The organism is Lentzea tibetensis, from assembly GCF_007845675.1.
GTDB lineage: Bacteria > Actinomycetota > Actinomycetes > Mycobacteriales > Pseudonocardiaceae > Lentzea > Lentzea tibetensis.
In genome coordinates this window covers 137,623-153,965 of the sequence record NZ_VOBR01000019.1, presented here as the reverse complement: position 1 = coordinate 153,965, position 16,343 = coordinate 137,623, and the positions used below count along the sequence as shown (strand labels likewise).

The following is a 16,343-nucleotide window of genomic DNA, read 5'->3' as shown; positions in this document are numbered from 1 at the left end:
TGTCGACGTGCGACGACCAGACTAAGCCTCTTCGGCGGCGTCTCCCGCCACAGCGGCGACCTGGCAGCCGCCCTGGCGCTTCGCCACGTACATCGCCGAGTCGGCCCTGGACAGGGCTTGGTTCGAGGTTTCGCGCGGTCGCAACGAGATCACGCCGACGGACAGCGTCACCCCACGTGAGAGGTCCAGAGGCAGGTGCGCCACGGCATCCACGGCCCTGCCGAGCGCCGCCTCGGCAGCCGACAGAGGAGCACCCGGAAGGAGTACGACGAACTCGTCGCCGCCGTACCTGGCGACCATGTCGTCACCCCGCAACGCCTGGCGAAGTGTGCTCGCAATCACCCTGAGCACATCGTCACCCTCGGCGTGCGAGTACTTGTCGTTCACGCCCTTGAACCCGTCGAGATCCACCAGCGCGATCGACAGCGGGTAGGTCTGGCCGGTGATGAGCTCGGCCATCTTCTCGTCGAGCGCCCGCCGGTTCGGCAGTCCGGTCAGCGGGTCCTGCATGGCCTGCTGCGCGATGGCGCCGTGCGCCCGCGTCAGCCGCTCGTGCTCGCGGCGGGTGTTCAGGGTGGCGACGCGCGACTCGCGCATCTGCCACAGCTCGTTCTCCAGCGCCCGGTTGTACGCCTGCAGCGCGCTGGTCGTGTGCGCACCGGACAGCTGCGCGTACTCGCGTTCCAGGGAGAGCAGCAGCGTCGGCTCGGACGTGTCGTGCTCCATCTGCGTCCGGGTGTCCGAGAGGACCTTGAGGGCGTCGTCCTGGCGGTTGTCCACGACCAGGCACCTGGCCAGCGCGATCGCCACGATGATCAGCTCGCGGGCGTACATCGACAGCCCGCGCAACGACCACAGCCGGTCGAGGTGGTCGCCGGACGGGCCGGCCAGCGCCCGCGCGGCGCCCAGGATCGGCACCTGCTCGGCCGCGGTCAGGTCGCGCCTGCCGGGGTGCAGCGACTGCCGGAACGGCACCTCGGCCGCCTCGGCGAGCCCGGCGGCGGTGTCGAACTGGCCCTGCGCCTTCTCGTGCTCGTTGACCCGCTCCAGGCGCAAACCCCACCCGATCGTGAGCCGGGTGCGGTTGAGCAGGTGCACGAAGATCTGGTGCGGCTGGCCGCTCTCCCACAGCGCGTTGTGCGCGCGGGCCAGCACGTCGTCCGCCAGCTCGTAGACGCCGAGCTGGGTGAGCACGAGGCTCATGTTCTGCAGCGCGGACGCGAGCATCTGGTCCCACGTGCGCTTGTCGATCACCGGGTCCGGCGCGAGGTCCTCGTCCAGCATCGCGAGACCGGCCGCGACCTCGGTCAACGCCTTGTCCTCCGCGTTGCCGAGCAGGAACCGGCGGCCGCGCAACGCCCGCGCGTCGGCCTCCAGCACGAGCAGGCCGTGGCGGCGGGTGTGGGTGAGCAGCTCGTCGAGCTGCGGGTCGGCCAGGTCGACCAGGCCGGGGGTGACGAGCCGGACGATCGCGGCCGCTCTGAGCAGCTGCGCGACGATCCGCGGCTCACCGCGGCCCTGCGCTTCCTCGAGGATGTCGTCGACTTCGGCGGTGGCCTCCAGCTGGTCCTGGAGATGGCTGCTCTGGGCCACGGCGACGAGTTCGTTCGCGCGACCCACCAGCCACGCGTCGGACATCTCGTGCAACCGGTGGCCCACGTTGCCCTGCTCGTCGACCGCTTCCTCGGGCAGCGTCACACCTCCCCAAGACGGAGATCAATGCAGTCTTCCTGCTCCGCCACCAGGATTCGAACCTGGACCATCGGAACCAAAATCCGAGGTGCTGCCTTTACACCATGGCGGAACGGGCGAGGGGTCCTCGCCCGTGCGTCACACATGTTGTCATGAGTAATGGTCAACGTGTCGCACGACCACTCAACTGGCGGCTGTTCGCACCGTAGTCAGATCACGACGGTGAGCTAATTCGTCCTGGTGAGGAAGTCACCGAGTGCGCTCTTGTAGGTGTCGGTCGCGACGTTCCATCCCGAAGTGTGGTCGGCGCCGGGGATCTCGACGTACTGGATCGGCCAGCTCAGCCGCCCCGCCGCCACCGCGAGGTCGCGCGAGGCCTGCGCGGGCACCGTGCCGTCCGCGCTGCCGTGGATCAGCAGCGTCGGCGGTTTGATCGCGGGCGGCTGCTCGAGCAGGTCGAACCTGTCGAAATCGATACCCGTCCGCCAGCCGGACACCAGCTCGGCGACCGGCGTGAGGAACGTCGGCACGCCGCGGTTCTCGGCCTGGAGGTCGAGCGTCTTCGACCAGTTCGTGACGGGGGAGTCGAGCACGACCCCGGAGACCGCGGTGGCCAGCGACGACCTGGTGAGCGTCTGGCCGACGATCGCGCCGCCCATCGACCAGCCGTAGAGGATCACCTTGGCCGCGCCCTCGCCCTGCGCGTACCGGATCGCGGACTCGACGTCGCGCCACTCCGTGTCACCCAGGTGGTACAGCCCGTCCGGCGACTTCGGCGCGCCCACGTCGTTGCGGTAGGTGATGGACAGGACCGACAGGCCCGCCTCGTGCAGCTGCGGCACTACCCGCAGCGCCTCCTCCCTGGACGCGCCCCTGCCGTGCACGGTGATGACCCAGGTCGGCGCGGTGCCGCGCACCAGCCACGCGGGCGCGTCACCCAGCTCGGTCGGCACCTGCACCTCGGTGTAGTCGAGGCCGAGCGACGTCTTCGGGTCGCCCTCGTAGACGTCGGTCTCGATGCGGACCTTCGTGCCGTCCGGCGGCGCCGAGCCCTCCAGCAGCGGGCGCTGGACCTTCCCGTTGGCGACCTTCGCGACGTCGCCGACCTTGGCGGTGCCGTTGTCCCACACGACGCCGAAGGTGCCGCGCAGCGCAGTGAGCTTGGACTCAGCGAGCACCACGTTCTTGCCGTCGGTTCCGAGCGCCGTCTCGGGGTAGCGCTTGACCACTTCCTCCGGTTCGAGCAGCTCGCCGCTGTAGTACCAGCCGACCGCTCCCAGACCCGCTGTGACCAGCAGGAGCAGCACGAGCACGGAGGTGATCGCCAGCTTGACGATCTTGCGCTTCCTCATCTGTGAATCATCGCAGTTTCCTGAGAAGTGGCCGTGATTTTGGAGCTGAGGTCTGGTGGACAAGGGTGGCCTAACCTACGCTTGCGTAAGTTACGGTTGCGTAGGTAGGACAGCCCCCGAAACCCCCCGAGGTATCCCGTATGACCACGACGATGGACCGGTCTACAGACCAAGGCCCAAAGCCGATTTTCGACGGCCAGCGCGGACACGCCGAGCAGCTCGGCGTCTACGTCTTCGTCATCGTGCCGTTCCTGGCACTGCTGGCGGCAGTTCCGTTCGCCTGGGGGTGGGGACTGGGCTGGGTGGACGTTGCTCTGTTCGTCGCCTTCTACTACCTGTCCGGGCTCGGCGTGACGATCGGTTACCACCGGTACTTCACGCACGGCTCGTTCAAGGCCAACCGCGCGCTGAAGATCGGGCTCGCGATCGCGGGCAGCATGGCGCTGCAGGGACCGGTCATCGACTGGGTCGCCGACCACCGTCGTCACCACGCGTTCTCCGACCGCGAGGGCGACCCGCACTCGCCGTGGCTCTTCGGCACCGGGCCCAAGGCGCTCGCCAAGGGCTTCTGGCACGCGCACACGGGCTGGCTGTTCGACCGCGACAAGACGAACCACAAGCGCTTCGCCCCTGACCTGCTGGCCGACAAGGACCTCGTCTGGGTCGACAAGCTCTTCGTGCTGTGGACGACGATCTCGCTCGTGGCGCCCGGCATCCTCGGCGGCCTGATCACCTGGTCCGTCTGGGGCGGCGTGACGGCGTTCTTCTGGGCCGGTCTGGTCCGCGTCGCGTTCCTGCACCACGTGACCTGGTCCGTGAACTCGATCTGCCACATGGTCGGCGAGCGCCCGTTCGCGGCGCGCGACAAGTCGGCGAACTTCTGGCCGCTGGCGATCCTGTCGTTCGGCGAGTCGTGGCACAACCTGCACCACGCCGACCCGACGTCCGCGCGGCACGGCGTGAAGCGCGGTCAGATCGACACGTCCGCGCGACTGATCTGGGTGTTCGAGAAGTTCGGCTGGGCGACCAACGTCCGCTGGCCGAGCGAGCAGCGACTGGCCAGGATCAGCGTCAAGAAGTAAGCAACGTAGGCTGGTTCGGTGACCAGGGTCCGAATGACAGGCAAGGAGCGGCGCGAGCAGCTACTTGACGTCGCTCGGGCCCTGTTCGCCGAGAAGGGTTTCGAGGTCACCTCGATCGAGGAGATCGCGCACCGCGCGGGAGTCTCGAAACCCGTTGTGTACGAGCACTTCGGTGGCAAGGAAGGCATCTACGCGGTGGTCGTCGACCGCGAGATGCAGCGGCTGATGGACCACATCGTGTCCGCTTTGTCCGGCAGTCACCCGCGCGAGCTCCTCGAGCAGGCCGCCTGCGCGCTGCTGGACTACATCGAGGGTTCCACGGACGGCTTCCGGATCCTCGTGCGCGACTCACCGGTCGCGTCGTCGACCGGCACGTTCTCGTCGTTGCTGAACGACATCGCCTCGCAGGTCGAGCACATCCTCAGCGTGCACTTCGCCCGCCAGGGCTACGACCGCAAGCTCGCCGCGCTCTACGCGCAGGCGCTCGTGGGCATGGTCGCGCTGACCGGTCAGTGGTGGCTCGAGGTGCGCAAGCCCAAGAAGGACGAGGTCGCCGCGCACCTGGTGAACCTCGCCTGGAAGGGCTTGTCCGCCATGGATCCCAAGCCCCGCCTGCGCACCCGCCGCTAGTTCGTCACCAGGACTGCTCGCGCCACAGCCTGCGCACGGTGTCCGCGCAGCCGCGCAGGTACGGGCCCGCGTCACGACGGATCCGCAGCGCGTAGGTGAGGTGCGCGACCACCCACCACGTCGAGCCGACGAGGCCGGGTTCCCTTGCGTGCCAGTGGAAGTAGGCCGCGGGGAAGCCTTCCTGGTAGGTGTCCCGGGACATCGGCGCGTCCAGGTGGTGCGCCTTCGCCGCCGGCGTCTGGATCATCCGGCCGATCCGGCTGACCCGGTCGGAGAAGTCCAGGTCCTCGTACCCGTCGCACAGGTCGGCGAACGGCACGTCCAGCGCGGTTTTCCGCCAGCACGCCAGCAGTCCGCCGAGCAGGAACTCGGTGTCCACAGGGGACGTTGGTGCCGGCACCAGGCTCACGCAGCCGGACGCCTTGAAGACCGAGCCGCGTTCCCGCGGCCGCAACGCGATGTGCGTGTGGCCCAGCAGCGCGTGCAGGTACGACCGCCATGTGCGTTCCCCGAACTCCACCGCTCCGGTCACCACACCACCGGACGCCAGAACGTCTTCGCTCAGCACCGCGCACAGCTGGGCCGCGGTGTCCGGTTCCAGCACGACGTCGTCGTCCAGGAACACCAGCCGGTCCGCCGTGGCCGCGGCCGCGCCGAGGTTGCGCTGCGCCGACGCCGACCGGCGCGGTGACTCGACGACCTCGCAGCCCTCGACGTCCAGTTCGCCGCCCGAGTTGACCACGATGATCCGCTGCGGTGGCGGGTGCTGTTCGCGCACGGACGCCAGACACTTCTCGAGCGTCTGCCGCCGATCCCCGGCCGTCGGGATCACCACGTCGTACGTCATCGCGTGATGCGCAACAGCTTGTCGTCCTTGCCGTTGGACGACGTGACGTACAGCGAGCCGTCCGGCGCGGTGCGGGCCGCGCGCAGCCTGCCGTACTTGTCGTCCAGCTCGGCGGGCACCGCGACGGACGTGACCTTGCCCGCGTCGTCCACGGTGAACAACATCAGCTTCGAGCCCTTCAACGCGGGCACGGCGAGCATCCCGTCGAAGAACGCCGCACCGCAGATCGCCTCGGTCGGCTTGCCCGACGACCACAGCGCGGGCACCGCGTCCGGGAACCGCTTGGTGTCGGTCATCGGCACGCTCTCGTCGTACCCGCCGACCGTGCCGCCCTGCGACGGGTCCCAGCCGTAGTTGCCGCCCGCCTGCACCAGGTTGACCTCGTCGTCGACGTCCGGCCCGTGCTCGGTCATGAAGACCTGCTCGGTGCCCGGCCGCACCGCCACGCCCTGCACGTTGCGGTTGCCGAAGGTGTAGATGCGGCGTTCGTTGGCGTTCTGCGAGGTGATGAACGGGTTGCCGGGCACGCCTTCACCCGTGTCGAGCGAGATCCGCAGCAGCTTGCCGCCGAGGTTCGTCCGGTCCTGCGCGAACCGCCCGTTCGCCGTGTCACCCGTGCCGACCAGCAGGCTCCCGTCGTTCGCGAGCGTCGGGCGGCAGCCGGAGTGCCTGCCGCTGCGGTTCGACGGCAGTCCGGTGAGCAGGTCCTTCACCCGCGTCGCCTTGCTGCCCTGCAGGCGGAACGTCACCAGCCGCACGTCCTGGTCGGTGTTGAAGCACGCGGTGAACTCGCCGGACTGGGCGAAGTCCGGGTGCACGACCAGGCCCAGCAGGCCGCCCTCGCCGCGCACGGCGACGTTCGACAGGTCGGCGTCCACCTCGGTCTTCTGGCCGTTCTTGACCAGGGTGAACCTGGCGACGCGTTCGGAGACCAGCTGCGAGCCGTCCGGGAGGAAGCCGATGTCCCAACCGTGCTCGAGACCTCCGGTGACCTCCTCGACCTTGAGGCTCGCGCTCTTCGGGGCGGCCGTTTCCGTTTCGGAGGACGGTGGTGGCAGCTCTCTCGTCGGCACGCTGCCGCCCGCGCCCGTCGAGCAACCGGCAACCAGCATCACCACTACGAGGAGTGCGCGCATACCTATAAGTACGCGCCCGGCGGCGTGAAGGTTCCGTCAGGTGTACGGGCGCTCCGGTGGCAGGAGGGCTCGCGCACCGTTCAGGTCGCGGGCGCGGACGCGATCGTGCACCGCGTGCGCGACGGGCGTGACGTCGGTGATCCCGACCGTCCACTCCTCGACGTACCTGCGCGCCGCCAGGGGGCTGCACGGCGTAGGCCGGGTTGCTGCGGCCCGGTCGGAGCGGCTGCGCCTGGAGCGGGTGTCCGGACGACCGACTTCCCGGCGACCTCGCCGCCGTCTGCGGAGCAGCGGCAATACAACACCGGATAGGCTGAGGCAATGCCGCTTCTCGGCCTGCTCGCTGGCGTACTCCCCGACAAAGCCCTCCGCACGTTGATCGACTCGGCCGGTGCGCCGGAGCTCGAGCTCGAAGGACCTCTCGCCGCCCGTCCGCTGGTCACGGCTGCCCTCAGCACGGTGCAGCCGGTGCTCGTGGTCACGGCGACCGGCCGCGAGGCCGAAGAGCTGACGAACGTCGTGAGCGACCTGATCGGGCACGACCAGGTCGCGCTGTTCCCGTCGTGGGAGACGTTGCCGCACGAGCGGTTGTCGCCGCGCGCGGACACGGTCGGTGCGCGGCTGCAGATCCTGCGCCGGCTCAAGCACCCGGAAGGCAACCCGCTCCGGGTCGTCGTGACGACCGTGCGCAGTCTCATCCAGCCGATGGCGCCGCGCCTCGGCGACCTGCGGCCGGTGCACCTGAAGACCGGTGAGGAGCAGGACTTCGTCGAGCTGCTCCACCGGCTCACCGAGAACGCCTACCTGCGCGTCGACATGGTCGAGAAGCGCGGTGAGTACGCGGTGCGCGGTGGCATCCTCGACATCTTCCCGCCGACCGCCGAGCACCCGCTGCGCGTCGAGTTCTGGGGTGACGAGGTCAGCGAGATCCGGCCGTTCGCGGTCGCCGACCAGCGGTCGCTGCCCGAGCAGGTCGACGAGTTCGTCGCGCCGCCGTGCCGCGAGCTGCTGCTCACCGAGCAGGTCAAGGACCGGGCCCGTGAGCTGGCGCTCGAACACGAGTCGGACGCGCACCTCGTCGAGATGCTCGACAAGATCGCGAGCGGCATCCCGTCGGAGGGCATGGAGGCGCTGATCCCCGCGCTCTGCCCCGGTGCGCTGGAGCTGCTCACGGACGTCGTGCCCGCGGGCACGCACGTGCTGCTCGCCGACCCGGAGAAGATCCGCACGCGTGCGCACGACCTGGTGCGCACCGGGCAGGAGTTCCTCGAGGCCTCGTGGATGGCCGCGGCCGGTGGCGGCAAGGCGCCGATCGACCTCGGCGCGTCCGCGTACCGGAGCCTCGCCGAGGTCGCCGAGTCCGCGCGGGAGAAGAACCGTCCGTGGTGGACGCTCAGCCAGCTCACCACCGAGGCCGGCGACGTCGTCCGGCTCGACTACAAGCCCGTCGAGGCCTACCAGGGCGACATCGACCGGGCGTTCGCGGACCTGCGCGCGCACACCGCGACCGGTGGCGCCGCGGTGCTCGTCGTGCCCGGTGCCGGTACGGCGCAGCGCGCGGTGGAGCAGCTCGCGGAGGCCGACGTGCCCGCGACGCTGGCGGACAAGGGGCTCGTCGACCCGCCGCAGGGCGGCCTGGTCACCGTCGCGCGCGGTGCGCTGGAGGACGGGTTCGTCATCCCGGACCTCGCGCTCGTGGTGCTCACCGAGACCGACCTCACCGGCGGTCGCGGTGGTACGTCCACAAAGGACATGCGGCGGATGCCGTCGAAGCGGCGCAACGCGGTGGACCCGCTGGCGCTCAGGGCGGGCGACTTCGTCGTGCACGAGCAGCACGGCATCGGCAAGTACGTCGAGATGGTGCAGCGCACGGTCGCCGGTGCGACGCGCGAGTACCTCGTTCTCGAATACGCCAGCAGCAAGCGCGGCCAGCCGGGCGACCGGTTGTTCGTGCCGACCGACCAGCTCGACGAGGTCAGCAGGTACGTAGGCGGCGAGCTGCCGACGTTGAACAAGCTCGGCGGCAGCGACTGGAAGAACACGAAGTCCAAGGCGCGCAAGGCGGTCAAGCAGATCGCGGCCGAGCTGGTTCAGCTCTACGCGGCGCGGCAGAGCGCGCCCGGCCACGCGTTCGCGCTGGACAGCCCGTGGCAGCGCGAGCTGGAAGACGCGTTCCCGTTCACCGAGACGCAGGACCAGATGGCCGCCATCGACGAGGTCAAGGCGGACATGGAGCGGTCCGTGCCGATGGACCGCGTCATCTGCGGTGACGTCGGCTACGGCAAGACGGAGATCGCGGTCCGCGCGGCGTTCAAGGCGGTGCAGGACGGCAAGCAGGTCACCGTGCTCGTGCCGACGACGCTGCTCGCGCAGCAGCACCTCAACACGTTCACCGAACGCATGCGCGCGTTCCCGGTGAACGTCAAGGGGCTCAGCAGGTTCACCGACCCCGGTGAGTCCGAGCAGGTGATCGCCGGGCTCGCCGACGGCGCGGTCGACATCGTCATCGGCACGCACCGGCTGCTGCAGAAAACGGTGCGGTACAAGGATCTCGGCCTCGTGATCGTGGACGAGGAGCAGCGCTTCGGCGTGGAGCACAAGGAGCACATCAAGGCGCTCCGCACGCACGTCGACGTGCTCACCATGTCCGCGACGCCGATCCCGCGCACGCTGGAGATGTCGCTCGCGGGCATCCGCGAGATGTCCACGATCCTCACCCCGCCCGAGGAACGGCACCCGATCCTCACCTACGTCGGCGGGTACGACGACCGGCAGGTCGGCGCCGCGATCCGCCGCGAGCTGATGCGCGACGGCCAGGTCTTCTACGTGCACAACAGGGTCTCGACGATCGAGAAGGCCGCGAAGCGCATCCGCGAGCTCGTGCCGGAGGCCCGCGTCGTCACCGGGCACGGGCAGATGAACGAGGACAAGCTCGAGCACCTCATCCAGGGCTTCTGGGAACGCGAGTACGACGTGCTGGTCTGCACGACGATCGTCGAGACCGGACTGGACATCTCGAACGCGAACACGCTGATCGTCGAACGCGGCGACCTGCTCGGCCTCGCCCAGCTGCACCAGCTGCGCGGCCGCGTCGGCCGCGGCCGCGAGCGCGGGTACGCGTACTTCCTGTACCCGCCGGAGGCCCCGCTCACCGAGCACGCGCACGACCGGCTCGCGACGATCGCGCAGAACACCGAGCTGGGCGCGGGCATGGCCGTCGCGATGAAGGACCTGGAGATCCGCGGCGCGGGCAACATCCTGGGCGCCGAGCAGTCCGGGCACATCGCGGGCGTCGGCTTCGACCTGTACGTGCGGCTGGTCGGCGAGGCCGTCGAGGCGTTCCGCAGGCACGCCGGCGCCGAGTCGGACGCCGAGGACGAGATGGCCGAGGTCCGCGTCGATCTGCCGATCGACGCGCACATCCCGCACGAGTACGTGCCGGGTGAACGGCTGCGGCTCGAGGCGTACCGCAAGATCGCGGCCGCGCCGGACGCCGGTGCGCTCCAGTCCGTGTGGGACGAGCTGAAGGACCGCTACGGCACGCCGCCGGAGCCGGTCGAACGGCTGCTGGGCGTGGCCCGGTTCCGGCACGCGTGCCGCGCGCACGGCGTCACCGAGGTCATCACGATGGGGCAGAACATCCGGTTCGGGAAGCTGGAGCTGCGCGAGTCGCAGATGGTGCGCCTGCGCAGGTTGTTCCCGAAGGCGGTCTACAAGGCGGCGGTCGGCACCGTGACCGTGCCTAGGCCGACCGAAGGAGCGGCTGGCGGCCGAATGGGCGCACCGCAGCTGCGTGATCAAGAGCTGCTGGACTGGTGCCAGAAGTTCCTGGAGTCGCTTGCGGGGACTCCCGTGAGCCCCGTCACCCCGGCGTGAGAGGGTACTTGTTCGTGAGCACTGTTCTGAAGCGTTTCTCGCTGCTCGGGGCCGCTGTCGGCCTGCTTCTGGCGGGCTGCGGCACGGGGCCCTCGCAGGCCGGATCGGCCGTGATCATCGGTGACACCTCGATCCCGCTCGAGGTCGTGCAGCAGCGGCTGGACACCGTGCTGAGGACCGAGCCGGAGGCGAGGAAGCTCCAGGAGCAGGGCAAGCTCGCACAGGTCGCCAGCGCCATCGTCACGGACCTCGTGCGCCACGAGCTGCTCAAGCGCGCGGCCCAGCAGGAGGGCATCACGGTCGACGAGACCGAGGTGGACAAGACGCTGGAGAACGCGGGCGGTGCCGAGACCGCGGCGCAGAACAACATCCACGACGTGGCCACGATCCGCGACTTCGTGCGCGACACGCTCATCCAGACCGAGCTGGGTCGCCGCTACATCGACAAGCTCGAGGTCAAGATCGACTTCTTCTACACCAAGGACGGTCGCGACGCGATCGCCAAGGCGAAGGAGGTCGCGGCGAACCCGGACAAGATGGCCGAGTTCGTGCGCGACGCACCCAAGAGCGCCGACGGTGCGCGCCTCGCCGAGCTGGGCAAGGTCGTGCGCACGTCCGAGACGCCGTCGCAGGGCCCGACGCTGCTGTTCGGCACCAAGCCCGGCACGGTCGTCGCGTTCCTGCCGGACCCGGCCAACGCCGAGTGGATGGTCGCGTTCATCCGCGAGCGCAAGACCGACGGCAAGGCGTCCAGCAGTGCCTCCGCCGAGGAGCTGAACCCGCGCGTCCTCGGTGACACCGGCCTGCGGATGACGCAGCTGGTCGCCGACGACCTGCAGATCAAGGTCAACCCGCGCTTCGGTGAGTGGGACCCGGCCGTCATGGCCGTCGCCCCGAACGGCGAGGAGAAGGCGGGCTTCGTCGCGGTGGCCCGCAAGTCCACCGCGCCGTGACTTCTTCTGGGATCACTGTTGTCCTGCTGAGCGAGCGGCTGGACGCCGTCCTTCCGGCCGCCGCTCTGTCCGCGTTGCGTTCCGCGCCCGCTGTCTACGCGGGCGCGGGCGTGCCGCTGGACTTCTGGGAGCCGCTGGGCGTCGACGGCCCGGTCCCCGCTGATCTTCCGGACGGCTCGGTGGTGCTCACGACCGAGCCGGACGCCTACCCGGACGCCGTGGTGATCCGGACGCCCGAGCCCGCCGGTGCGGGCCTGCTCGACGCGGCGGCCGTGATGGACCGGCTCCGTTCGCCCGGCGGCTGCCCGTGGGACGCCGAGCAGGACCACCTGTCGCTGCGCCAGTACCTGCTCGAGGAGACCTTCGAGCTGCTGGAGGCCATCGAGGACGGCGATCGCGCCGCGATGCGCGAGGAGCTCGGCGACGTCCTGCTCCAGGTGCTGTTCCACGCCCGAGTGGCGGCTGAGCACGCTGATTCCTTCGACATCGACGATGTGGCAACCGATCTGGTCGCCAAGCTCGTCGGACGCCACCCGCACGTCTTCGAGGGCCACGATCCGGCCGTGCACGACGCGACCTCCCAGCAGCACCGCTGGGAGGAGCTCAAGCAGGTCGAGAAGAAGCGCGAGTCCAGTGTGGACGGTGTCGCACTCGGCCAGCCTGCGGTCGCCCTGGCGGCCAAGCTCGTGCAACGCGTCAAGCGCGCGGGTTTCCCGGTCGACCTGCTGCCCGAGGGCGACGACACCGGAACCACGTTGTTCGCGGTGACCGCGTTGGCGAAGCTCGCGGGTGAGGACCCGGAGACCGAGCTTCGCGCCGTGTGTCGCAGGTTCGCAGCCAACGTCCGCGATGCCGAGTCCAAGGCGCGCGCCGAAGGACTCGACATCCTCACCCCCGCTGACTGGCGACGGTTCTGGCCTTCCTGAGTCAGGGGGACAGGAACGTGGCGGTCGAGCGGGTGGTGGTTTCCGCGATGCCGTTGCTGGCGCAGCTGGGCGGGGCCGTGTCGGTCACCTGGATGTAGCTGTAGTTCTTGTACCGGCCGCTGATCACGACGCCGGCACGCGAGGTCCTGAGGTCACCGGGGTAGCCGTACGACTTGATCACGCTGAAGTTCGGCGGGTGCAGAGTGTCCCAGGTGTAGCGGAACGTCTGCGGTCCCGGAGCTTCGGCCAGTGCGGGGCAGGACAGCGTCGCCCTGACCTTCGCCGTGCGACTGCCGGTGAACGGCATGCCGGACACGGGTTCGCACAGCAGTTCCTCGGTCGTCGTGCGGTCGACGGCCTGCGGGGTCGGGGTGAGCGGCGGGTCGAAGGTCGTCGTGGTCACGCCGTGGCACACGACGATGGCGGGGGTGTCTGCCGCGGCGGCGGGTATCGCTGGCACGAGCAAGGCGACCACCACGGTGGCCGTGACTGTGAATCTTCGTCTGGACATGGTGAACCTCCAATCTCGGGTGATGCGAAACATCTGGGTGATCGATCAATTACGTTCGGTGTTATCCAGCGCGAGCCAAGGCCACTCGAACGTGTCACCGGCTAACGTCGATCACGTGACCTATCTCCGGTTCCCGCACCTGCACGGCGACCTCGTGACGTTCGTTGCCGAGGACGACGTGTGGCTGGCCCCGATCGACGGCGGCAGGGCGTGGCGCATCTCGGCCGACCAGGTGCCCGCGCGGCACCCGCGCATCTCGCCGGACGGCACCCAGCTCGCCTGGACGTCGAGCGTCGACGGCGCCTACGAGGTGCGCGTCGCGCCGGTGGAGGGCGGCCCGTCCCAGCGGCTGACGTACTGGGGCAGCTACACGACGGGCGTGCGCGGCTGGACCCCGGACGGGCGCGTTCTCGCGACCACCGCGGCCGGGCAGGCGAACACGAACCGCAAGCACGCGCACGCGATCCCGGTGGACGGCGGACCGGCTGAGGTGCTGCCGTTCGGCTGGGTCGGCGACGTGGCGTTCGGCCCGGACGGCGCGGTCGTCGTCACGAGCGTCTACGGCCACGACCCCGCGTGGTGGAAGCGGTACCGAGGTGGTGCGGCGGGCAAGCTGTGGGTGGACGCGTCGGGCGACGGCGAGTTCGCCCGGCTGCTGCCGGAGCTGACCAGCTCGCTCAACAGCCCGATGTGGGTCGACGGGCGCATCGCGTTCCTGTCGGACCACGACGGCGTCGGCAGCGTCTACTCGGTCAACCCGGACGGCACCGACCTGCAACGCCTGACGGAGCAGGAGTTCTACGCCCGAGCGGCGACGACGGACGGGCAGCGGATCGTCTACCAGCACGCGGGTGAGGTGTGGCTGCTGGCGGACGGCGAGTCGCGCAAGCTCGACATCCGGCTCGGCGGGCCGCGCACCGGCAGGCAGCCCAAGCGCTTGCGCGCCAGCGGGAACGTCGACTCGGTCTGCCCGGACCACACCGGCCGCGCGAGCGCCGTCGAGGTGCAGGGCACCGTGCACTGGGTGACGCACAAGGACGGCCCGGTGCGCGCGCTGACCGAGCGTTCCGACGTGCGGGCCCGGCTGCCGCGCGTGGTGGGGGAGACCGACCACGTCGTGTGGGTCACCGACGTCGAGGGCGAGGAGGCGCTGGAGATCTCGCCGGTCGGGGGCGTCGAGCCGGGCAACACGCCGCGGCGCATCGCGGTCGGGCAGCTCGGGCGGGTCCTCTCGCACGTCGTGTCGCCGGACGGCAGCCGCGTCGCGGTCGCCACGCACGACGGCAGGCTGCTGATGGTGTCCGTGTCGTCCGGCGAGGTGCGCGAGGTCGTCACCGGCGCCAACGCGAACGTCACGAACCTCGCGTTCTCGCCCGACTCGGCGTGGCTCGCGTGGTCGCACCCCGGTCCGAGTCCGTTGCGGCACATCAGGATGGTCAACACGACCGACCTGTCCATCGTGGACGTGACGCCGCTGCGGTTCACCGACTTCTCGCCGTCGTTCACCGACGACGGCAAGTACCTGGCGTTCCTGAGCGTGCGCAGCTTCGACCCGGTGTACGACGCGCACGTGTTCGACCTGTCGTTCCCGACCGGCTGCCGCCCGCACCTGGTGCCGCTCGCCGCGACGACGCCGTCGCCGTTCGACCCGCAGCAGAAGGGCCGCTCGGTCGGCGGTGACGACGACAAGGAGAAGAAGGACGACGAGGACGGCACGCCCGCCACGAAGGTCGACCTCGACGGGCTCGCCGACCGGGTCGTGCCGATCCCGGTGCCCGCGGCGCACTACGCGTCGTTGCGCACGGCCAAGGGCGGGGTGCTGTGGCTGCGCCGCCCGCTCGTCGGCGTGCTCGGCGACAACCTGGCCTCGCCGGACGCGCGGCCGCCGCGCACGGTGCTGGAGCGGTTCGACCTCACCAAGCTGAAGGCCGAGGTGCTCGCCGACGGCGTCGACGGGTTCGCGGTCAGCGGTGACGGTCAGCGGATGATCCTCGACGACCGCGGTGACCTGCGCGTCGTGCCGACCGACAGCAAGGCCGACGAGGACTCCAGCGACTACGTGGAGATCGACCTCGCGCGCATCCGCGTCGTCGTCGACCCCGGCCAGCAGTGGCGGCAGGCGTACGCCGAGACCGGTCGGCTGATGCGCGACCACTTCTGGCGCACGGACATGGGCGGCGTCGACTGGGTGGGCGTGCTGGAGCGCTACCGGCCGCTCGTCGACCAGCTCGGCAGCCACGACGACCTCGTCGACCTGCTGTGGGAGGTGCAGGGCGAGCTCGGCACGTCGCACGCCTACGTCTACGGCAGCGGCGGCCGGTCCGACTCGGCGCGCAAGCAGGGCATGCTCGGCGCCGACCTCGAGCGGATCGACGACGGGTCGTGGCTGGTCAAGAGGGTCATCCCCGGCGAGACGTCCGACCCGCACGCGCGGTCGCCGCTGGCCGCGCCGGGTGTCGCGGTGCGCGCGGGTGACGCGCTGGTCGCCGTCGACGGACGGCACGTCGAGCCACTGCTGGGGCCAGGACCGCTGCTGGTCGGCACCGCGGGCAAGCCGGTCGAGCTGACCGTGCGGCCCGGCGGTGGCGGTGAGCTGCGGCGCGTGGTCGTCGTGCCGCTGGACGACGAGGGCCCGCTGCGGTACCACGCGTGGGTCGCCGACCGGCGGGCGCGCGTGCGCGAGCTGTCCGGCGGTCGCGTCGGCTACCTGCACGTGCCGGACATGATGGGCGCCGGTTGGGCGCAGCTGCACCGCGACCTGCGGGTGGAGGTGCAGCAGGACGGGCTCGTGCTGGACGTGCGGGAGAACGCGGGCGGGCACACGTCCGAGCTGGTGATCGAGAAGCTGGGCCGCAAGGTCATCGGCTGGTCGGTCGCGCGCGGGTTCACCGCACCCGAGAGCTACCCGCAGGACGCGCCGCGCGGCGCGGTCGTCGCGATCGCGGACGAGTTCGCCGGATCCGACGGCGACATCGTCAACGTGGCCATCAAGGAGCTCGGCATCGGGCCGGTCGTCGGCACCCGCACGTGGGGTGGCGTCATCGGCATCGACATGCGCTACACCCTGGTGGACGGCACTCTCGTCACCCAACCGAGGTACGCCACGTGGTTCTCCGGGCACGGCTGGGGAGTGGAGAACCACGGCGTCGACCCGGACGTCGAGGTCGTGATCACGCCTCAGGACCGCGCTGCCGGGCGCGATCCGCAGCTCGAAAAGGCCGTTGAGCTGGTACTTGAAGCTCTTTCACAACGGCCGGCTGCTCACCCTCCGGAGTTGCCTCCGCTGTAGGGACCACCCGGATGTGTGACTAAAGAACTGTCACGCACCGTTCCTTGTG

At 70.0% G+C, this 16,343-nt stretch carries 11 protein-coding genes and 1 tRNA gene; 6 read left to right on the top strand and 6 right to left on the bottom strand.

The features are described from left to right. Window positions 1-21: 21 nt before the first annotated feature. The 3 genes from FKR81_RS27710 to FKR81_RS27700 form a co-directional block, all read right to left on the bottom strand. Window positions 22-1,698: a GGDEF domain-containing protein gene (locus FKR81_RS27710; protein WP_235921801.1), complete on the bottom strand. Its 1,677-nt coding sequence runs from the start codon at window positions 1,696-1,698 to the stop codon at window positions 22-24. Between the two features lie 35 nt (window positions 1,699-1,733). After that, window positions 1,734-1,804, bottom strand: a tRNA-Gln gene (locus tag FKR81_RS27705). 115 nt (window positions 1,805-1,919) lie between these two features. After that, window positions 1,920-3,044 carry an alpha/beta hydrolase family protein gene (locus FKR81_RS27700; RefSeq protein ID WP_146356033.1) on the bottom strand — a complete coding sequence of 375 codons (1,125 nt, stop codon included), beginning with the start codon at window positions 3,042-3,044 and terminating at the stop codon, window positions 1,920-1,922. Between the two features lie 140 nt (window positions 3,045-3,184). Here FKR81_RS27700 and FKR81_RS27695 point away from each other — a divergent pair, with 140 nt between their 5' ends. After that, entirely contained in the window at window positions 3,185-4,126 is a 942-nt protein-coding gene (locus FKR81_RS27695) for an acyl-CoA desaturase (protein WP_146356031.1), read from the top strand. A 33-nt stretch (window positions 4,127-4,159) separates the two neighbouring features. Next, window positions 4,160-4,756: a TetR/AcrR family transcriptional regulator gene (locus FKR81_RS27690; protein WP_146356085.1), complete on the top strand. Its 597-nt coding sequence runs from the start codon at window positions 4,160-4,162 to the stop codon at window positions 4,754-4,756. 4 nt (window positions 4,757-4,760) lie between these two features. Here the strand turns inward: FKR81_RS27690 and FKR81_RS27685 are convergent, their stop codons facing one another. Further along, entirely contained in the window at window positions 4,761-5,603 is an 843-nt protein-coding gene (locus FKR81_RS27685; RefSeq protein ID WP_146356029.1) for a glycosyltransferase family 2 protein, read from the bottom strand. After that, window positions 5,600-6,739, bottom strand: coding sequence for a PQQ-dependent sugar dehydrogenase (locus FKR81_RS27680; RefSeq protein ID WP_146356027.1), 1,140 nt, complete (start codon window positions 6,737-6,739; stop codon window positions 5,600-5,602). The genes FKR81_RS27685 and FKR81_RS27680 overlap by 4 nt, the downstream gene beginning before the upstream one ends. A 321-nt stretch (window positions 6,740-7,060) precedes the next feature. Here FKR81_RS27680 and mfd point away from each other — a divergent pair, with 321 nt between their 5' ends. The 3 genes from mfd to FKR81_RS27660 are packed head-to-tail and all read left to right on the top strand — an operon-like array spanning window position 7,061 to window position 12,494. Next, complete coding sequence (gene mfd, locus FKR81_RS27670) at window positions 7,061-10,615, top strand: transcription-repair coupling factor (protein ID WP_146356025.1); 3,555 nt, start codon at window positions 7,061-7,063, stop codon at window positions 10,613-10,615. A gap of 14 nt (window positions 10,616-10,629) precedes the next feature. Then, window positions 10,630-11,568: a SurA N-terminal domain-containing protein gene (locus tag FKR81_RS27665; protein WP_146356023.1), complete on the top strand. Its 939-nt coding sequence runs from the start codon at window positions 10,630-10,632 to the stop codon at window positions 11,566-11,568. After that, window positions 11,565-12,494, top strand: a complete 930-nt coding sequence (locus FKR81_RS27660; RefSeq protein ID WP_235921800.1) for a MazG family protein — start codon at window positions 11,565-11,567, stop codon at window positions 12,492-12,494. The genes FKR81_RS27665 and FKR81_RS27660 overlap by 4 nt, the downstream gene beginning before the upstream one ends. A gap of 1 nt (window position 12,495) precedes the next feature. Here the strand turns inward: FKR81_RS27660 and FKR81_RS27655 are convergent, their stop codons facing one another. After that, on the bottom strand, window positions 12,496-13,005 hold the full coding sequence (locus FKR81_RS27655) for a hypothetical protein (RefSeq protein ID WP_146356021.1): 510 nt from the start codon (window positions 13,003-13,005) through the stop codon (window positions 12,496-12,498). 115 nt (window positions 13,006-13,120) lie between these two features. Here FKR81_RS27655 and FKR81_RS45705 point away from each other — a divergent pair, with 115 nt between their 5' ends. Continuing rightward, window positions 13,121-16,294: a S41 family peptidase gene (locus FKR81_RS45705; RefSeq protein ID WP_222598420.1), complete on the top strand. Its 3,174-nt coding sequence runs from the start codon at window positions 13,121-13,123 to the stop codon at window positions 16,292-16,294. Window positions 16,295-16,343 lie beyond the last annotated feature (49 nt).

Coding starts and splice junctions, on each gene's coding strand:
- FKR81_RS27680 (WP_146356027.1), bottom strand. CDS start 6,739: ATGCGCGCACTCCTCGTAGTGGTGATGCTGGTTGCCGGTTGCTCGACG.
- FKR81_RS27685 (WP_146356029.1), bottom strand. CDS start 5,603: ATGACGTACGACGTGGTGATCCCGACGGCCGGGGATCGGCGGCAGACG.
- FKR81_RS27695 (WP_146356031.1), top strand. CDS start 3,185: ATGACCACGACGATGGACCGGTCTACAGACCAAGGCCCAAAGCCGATT.
- FKR81_RS27690 (WP_146356085.1), top strand. CDS start 4,160: ATGACAGGCAAGGAGCGGCGCGAGCAGCTACTTGACGTCGCTCGGGCC.
- mfd (WP_146356025.1), top strand. CDS start 7,061: ATGCCGCTTCTCGGCCTGCTCGCTGGCGTACTCCCCGACAAAGCCCTC.
- FKR81_RS27700 (WP_146356033.1), bottom strand. CDS start 3,044: ATGAGGAAGCGCAAGATCGTCAAGCTGGCGATCACCTCCGTGCTCGTG.
- FKR81_RS27655 (WP_146356021.1), bottom strand. CDS start 13,005: ATGTCCAGACGAAGATTCACAGTCACGGCCACCGTGGTGGTCGCCTTG.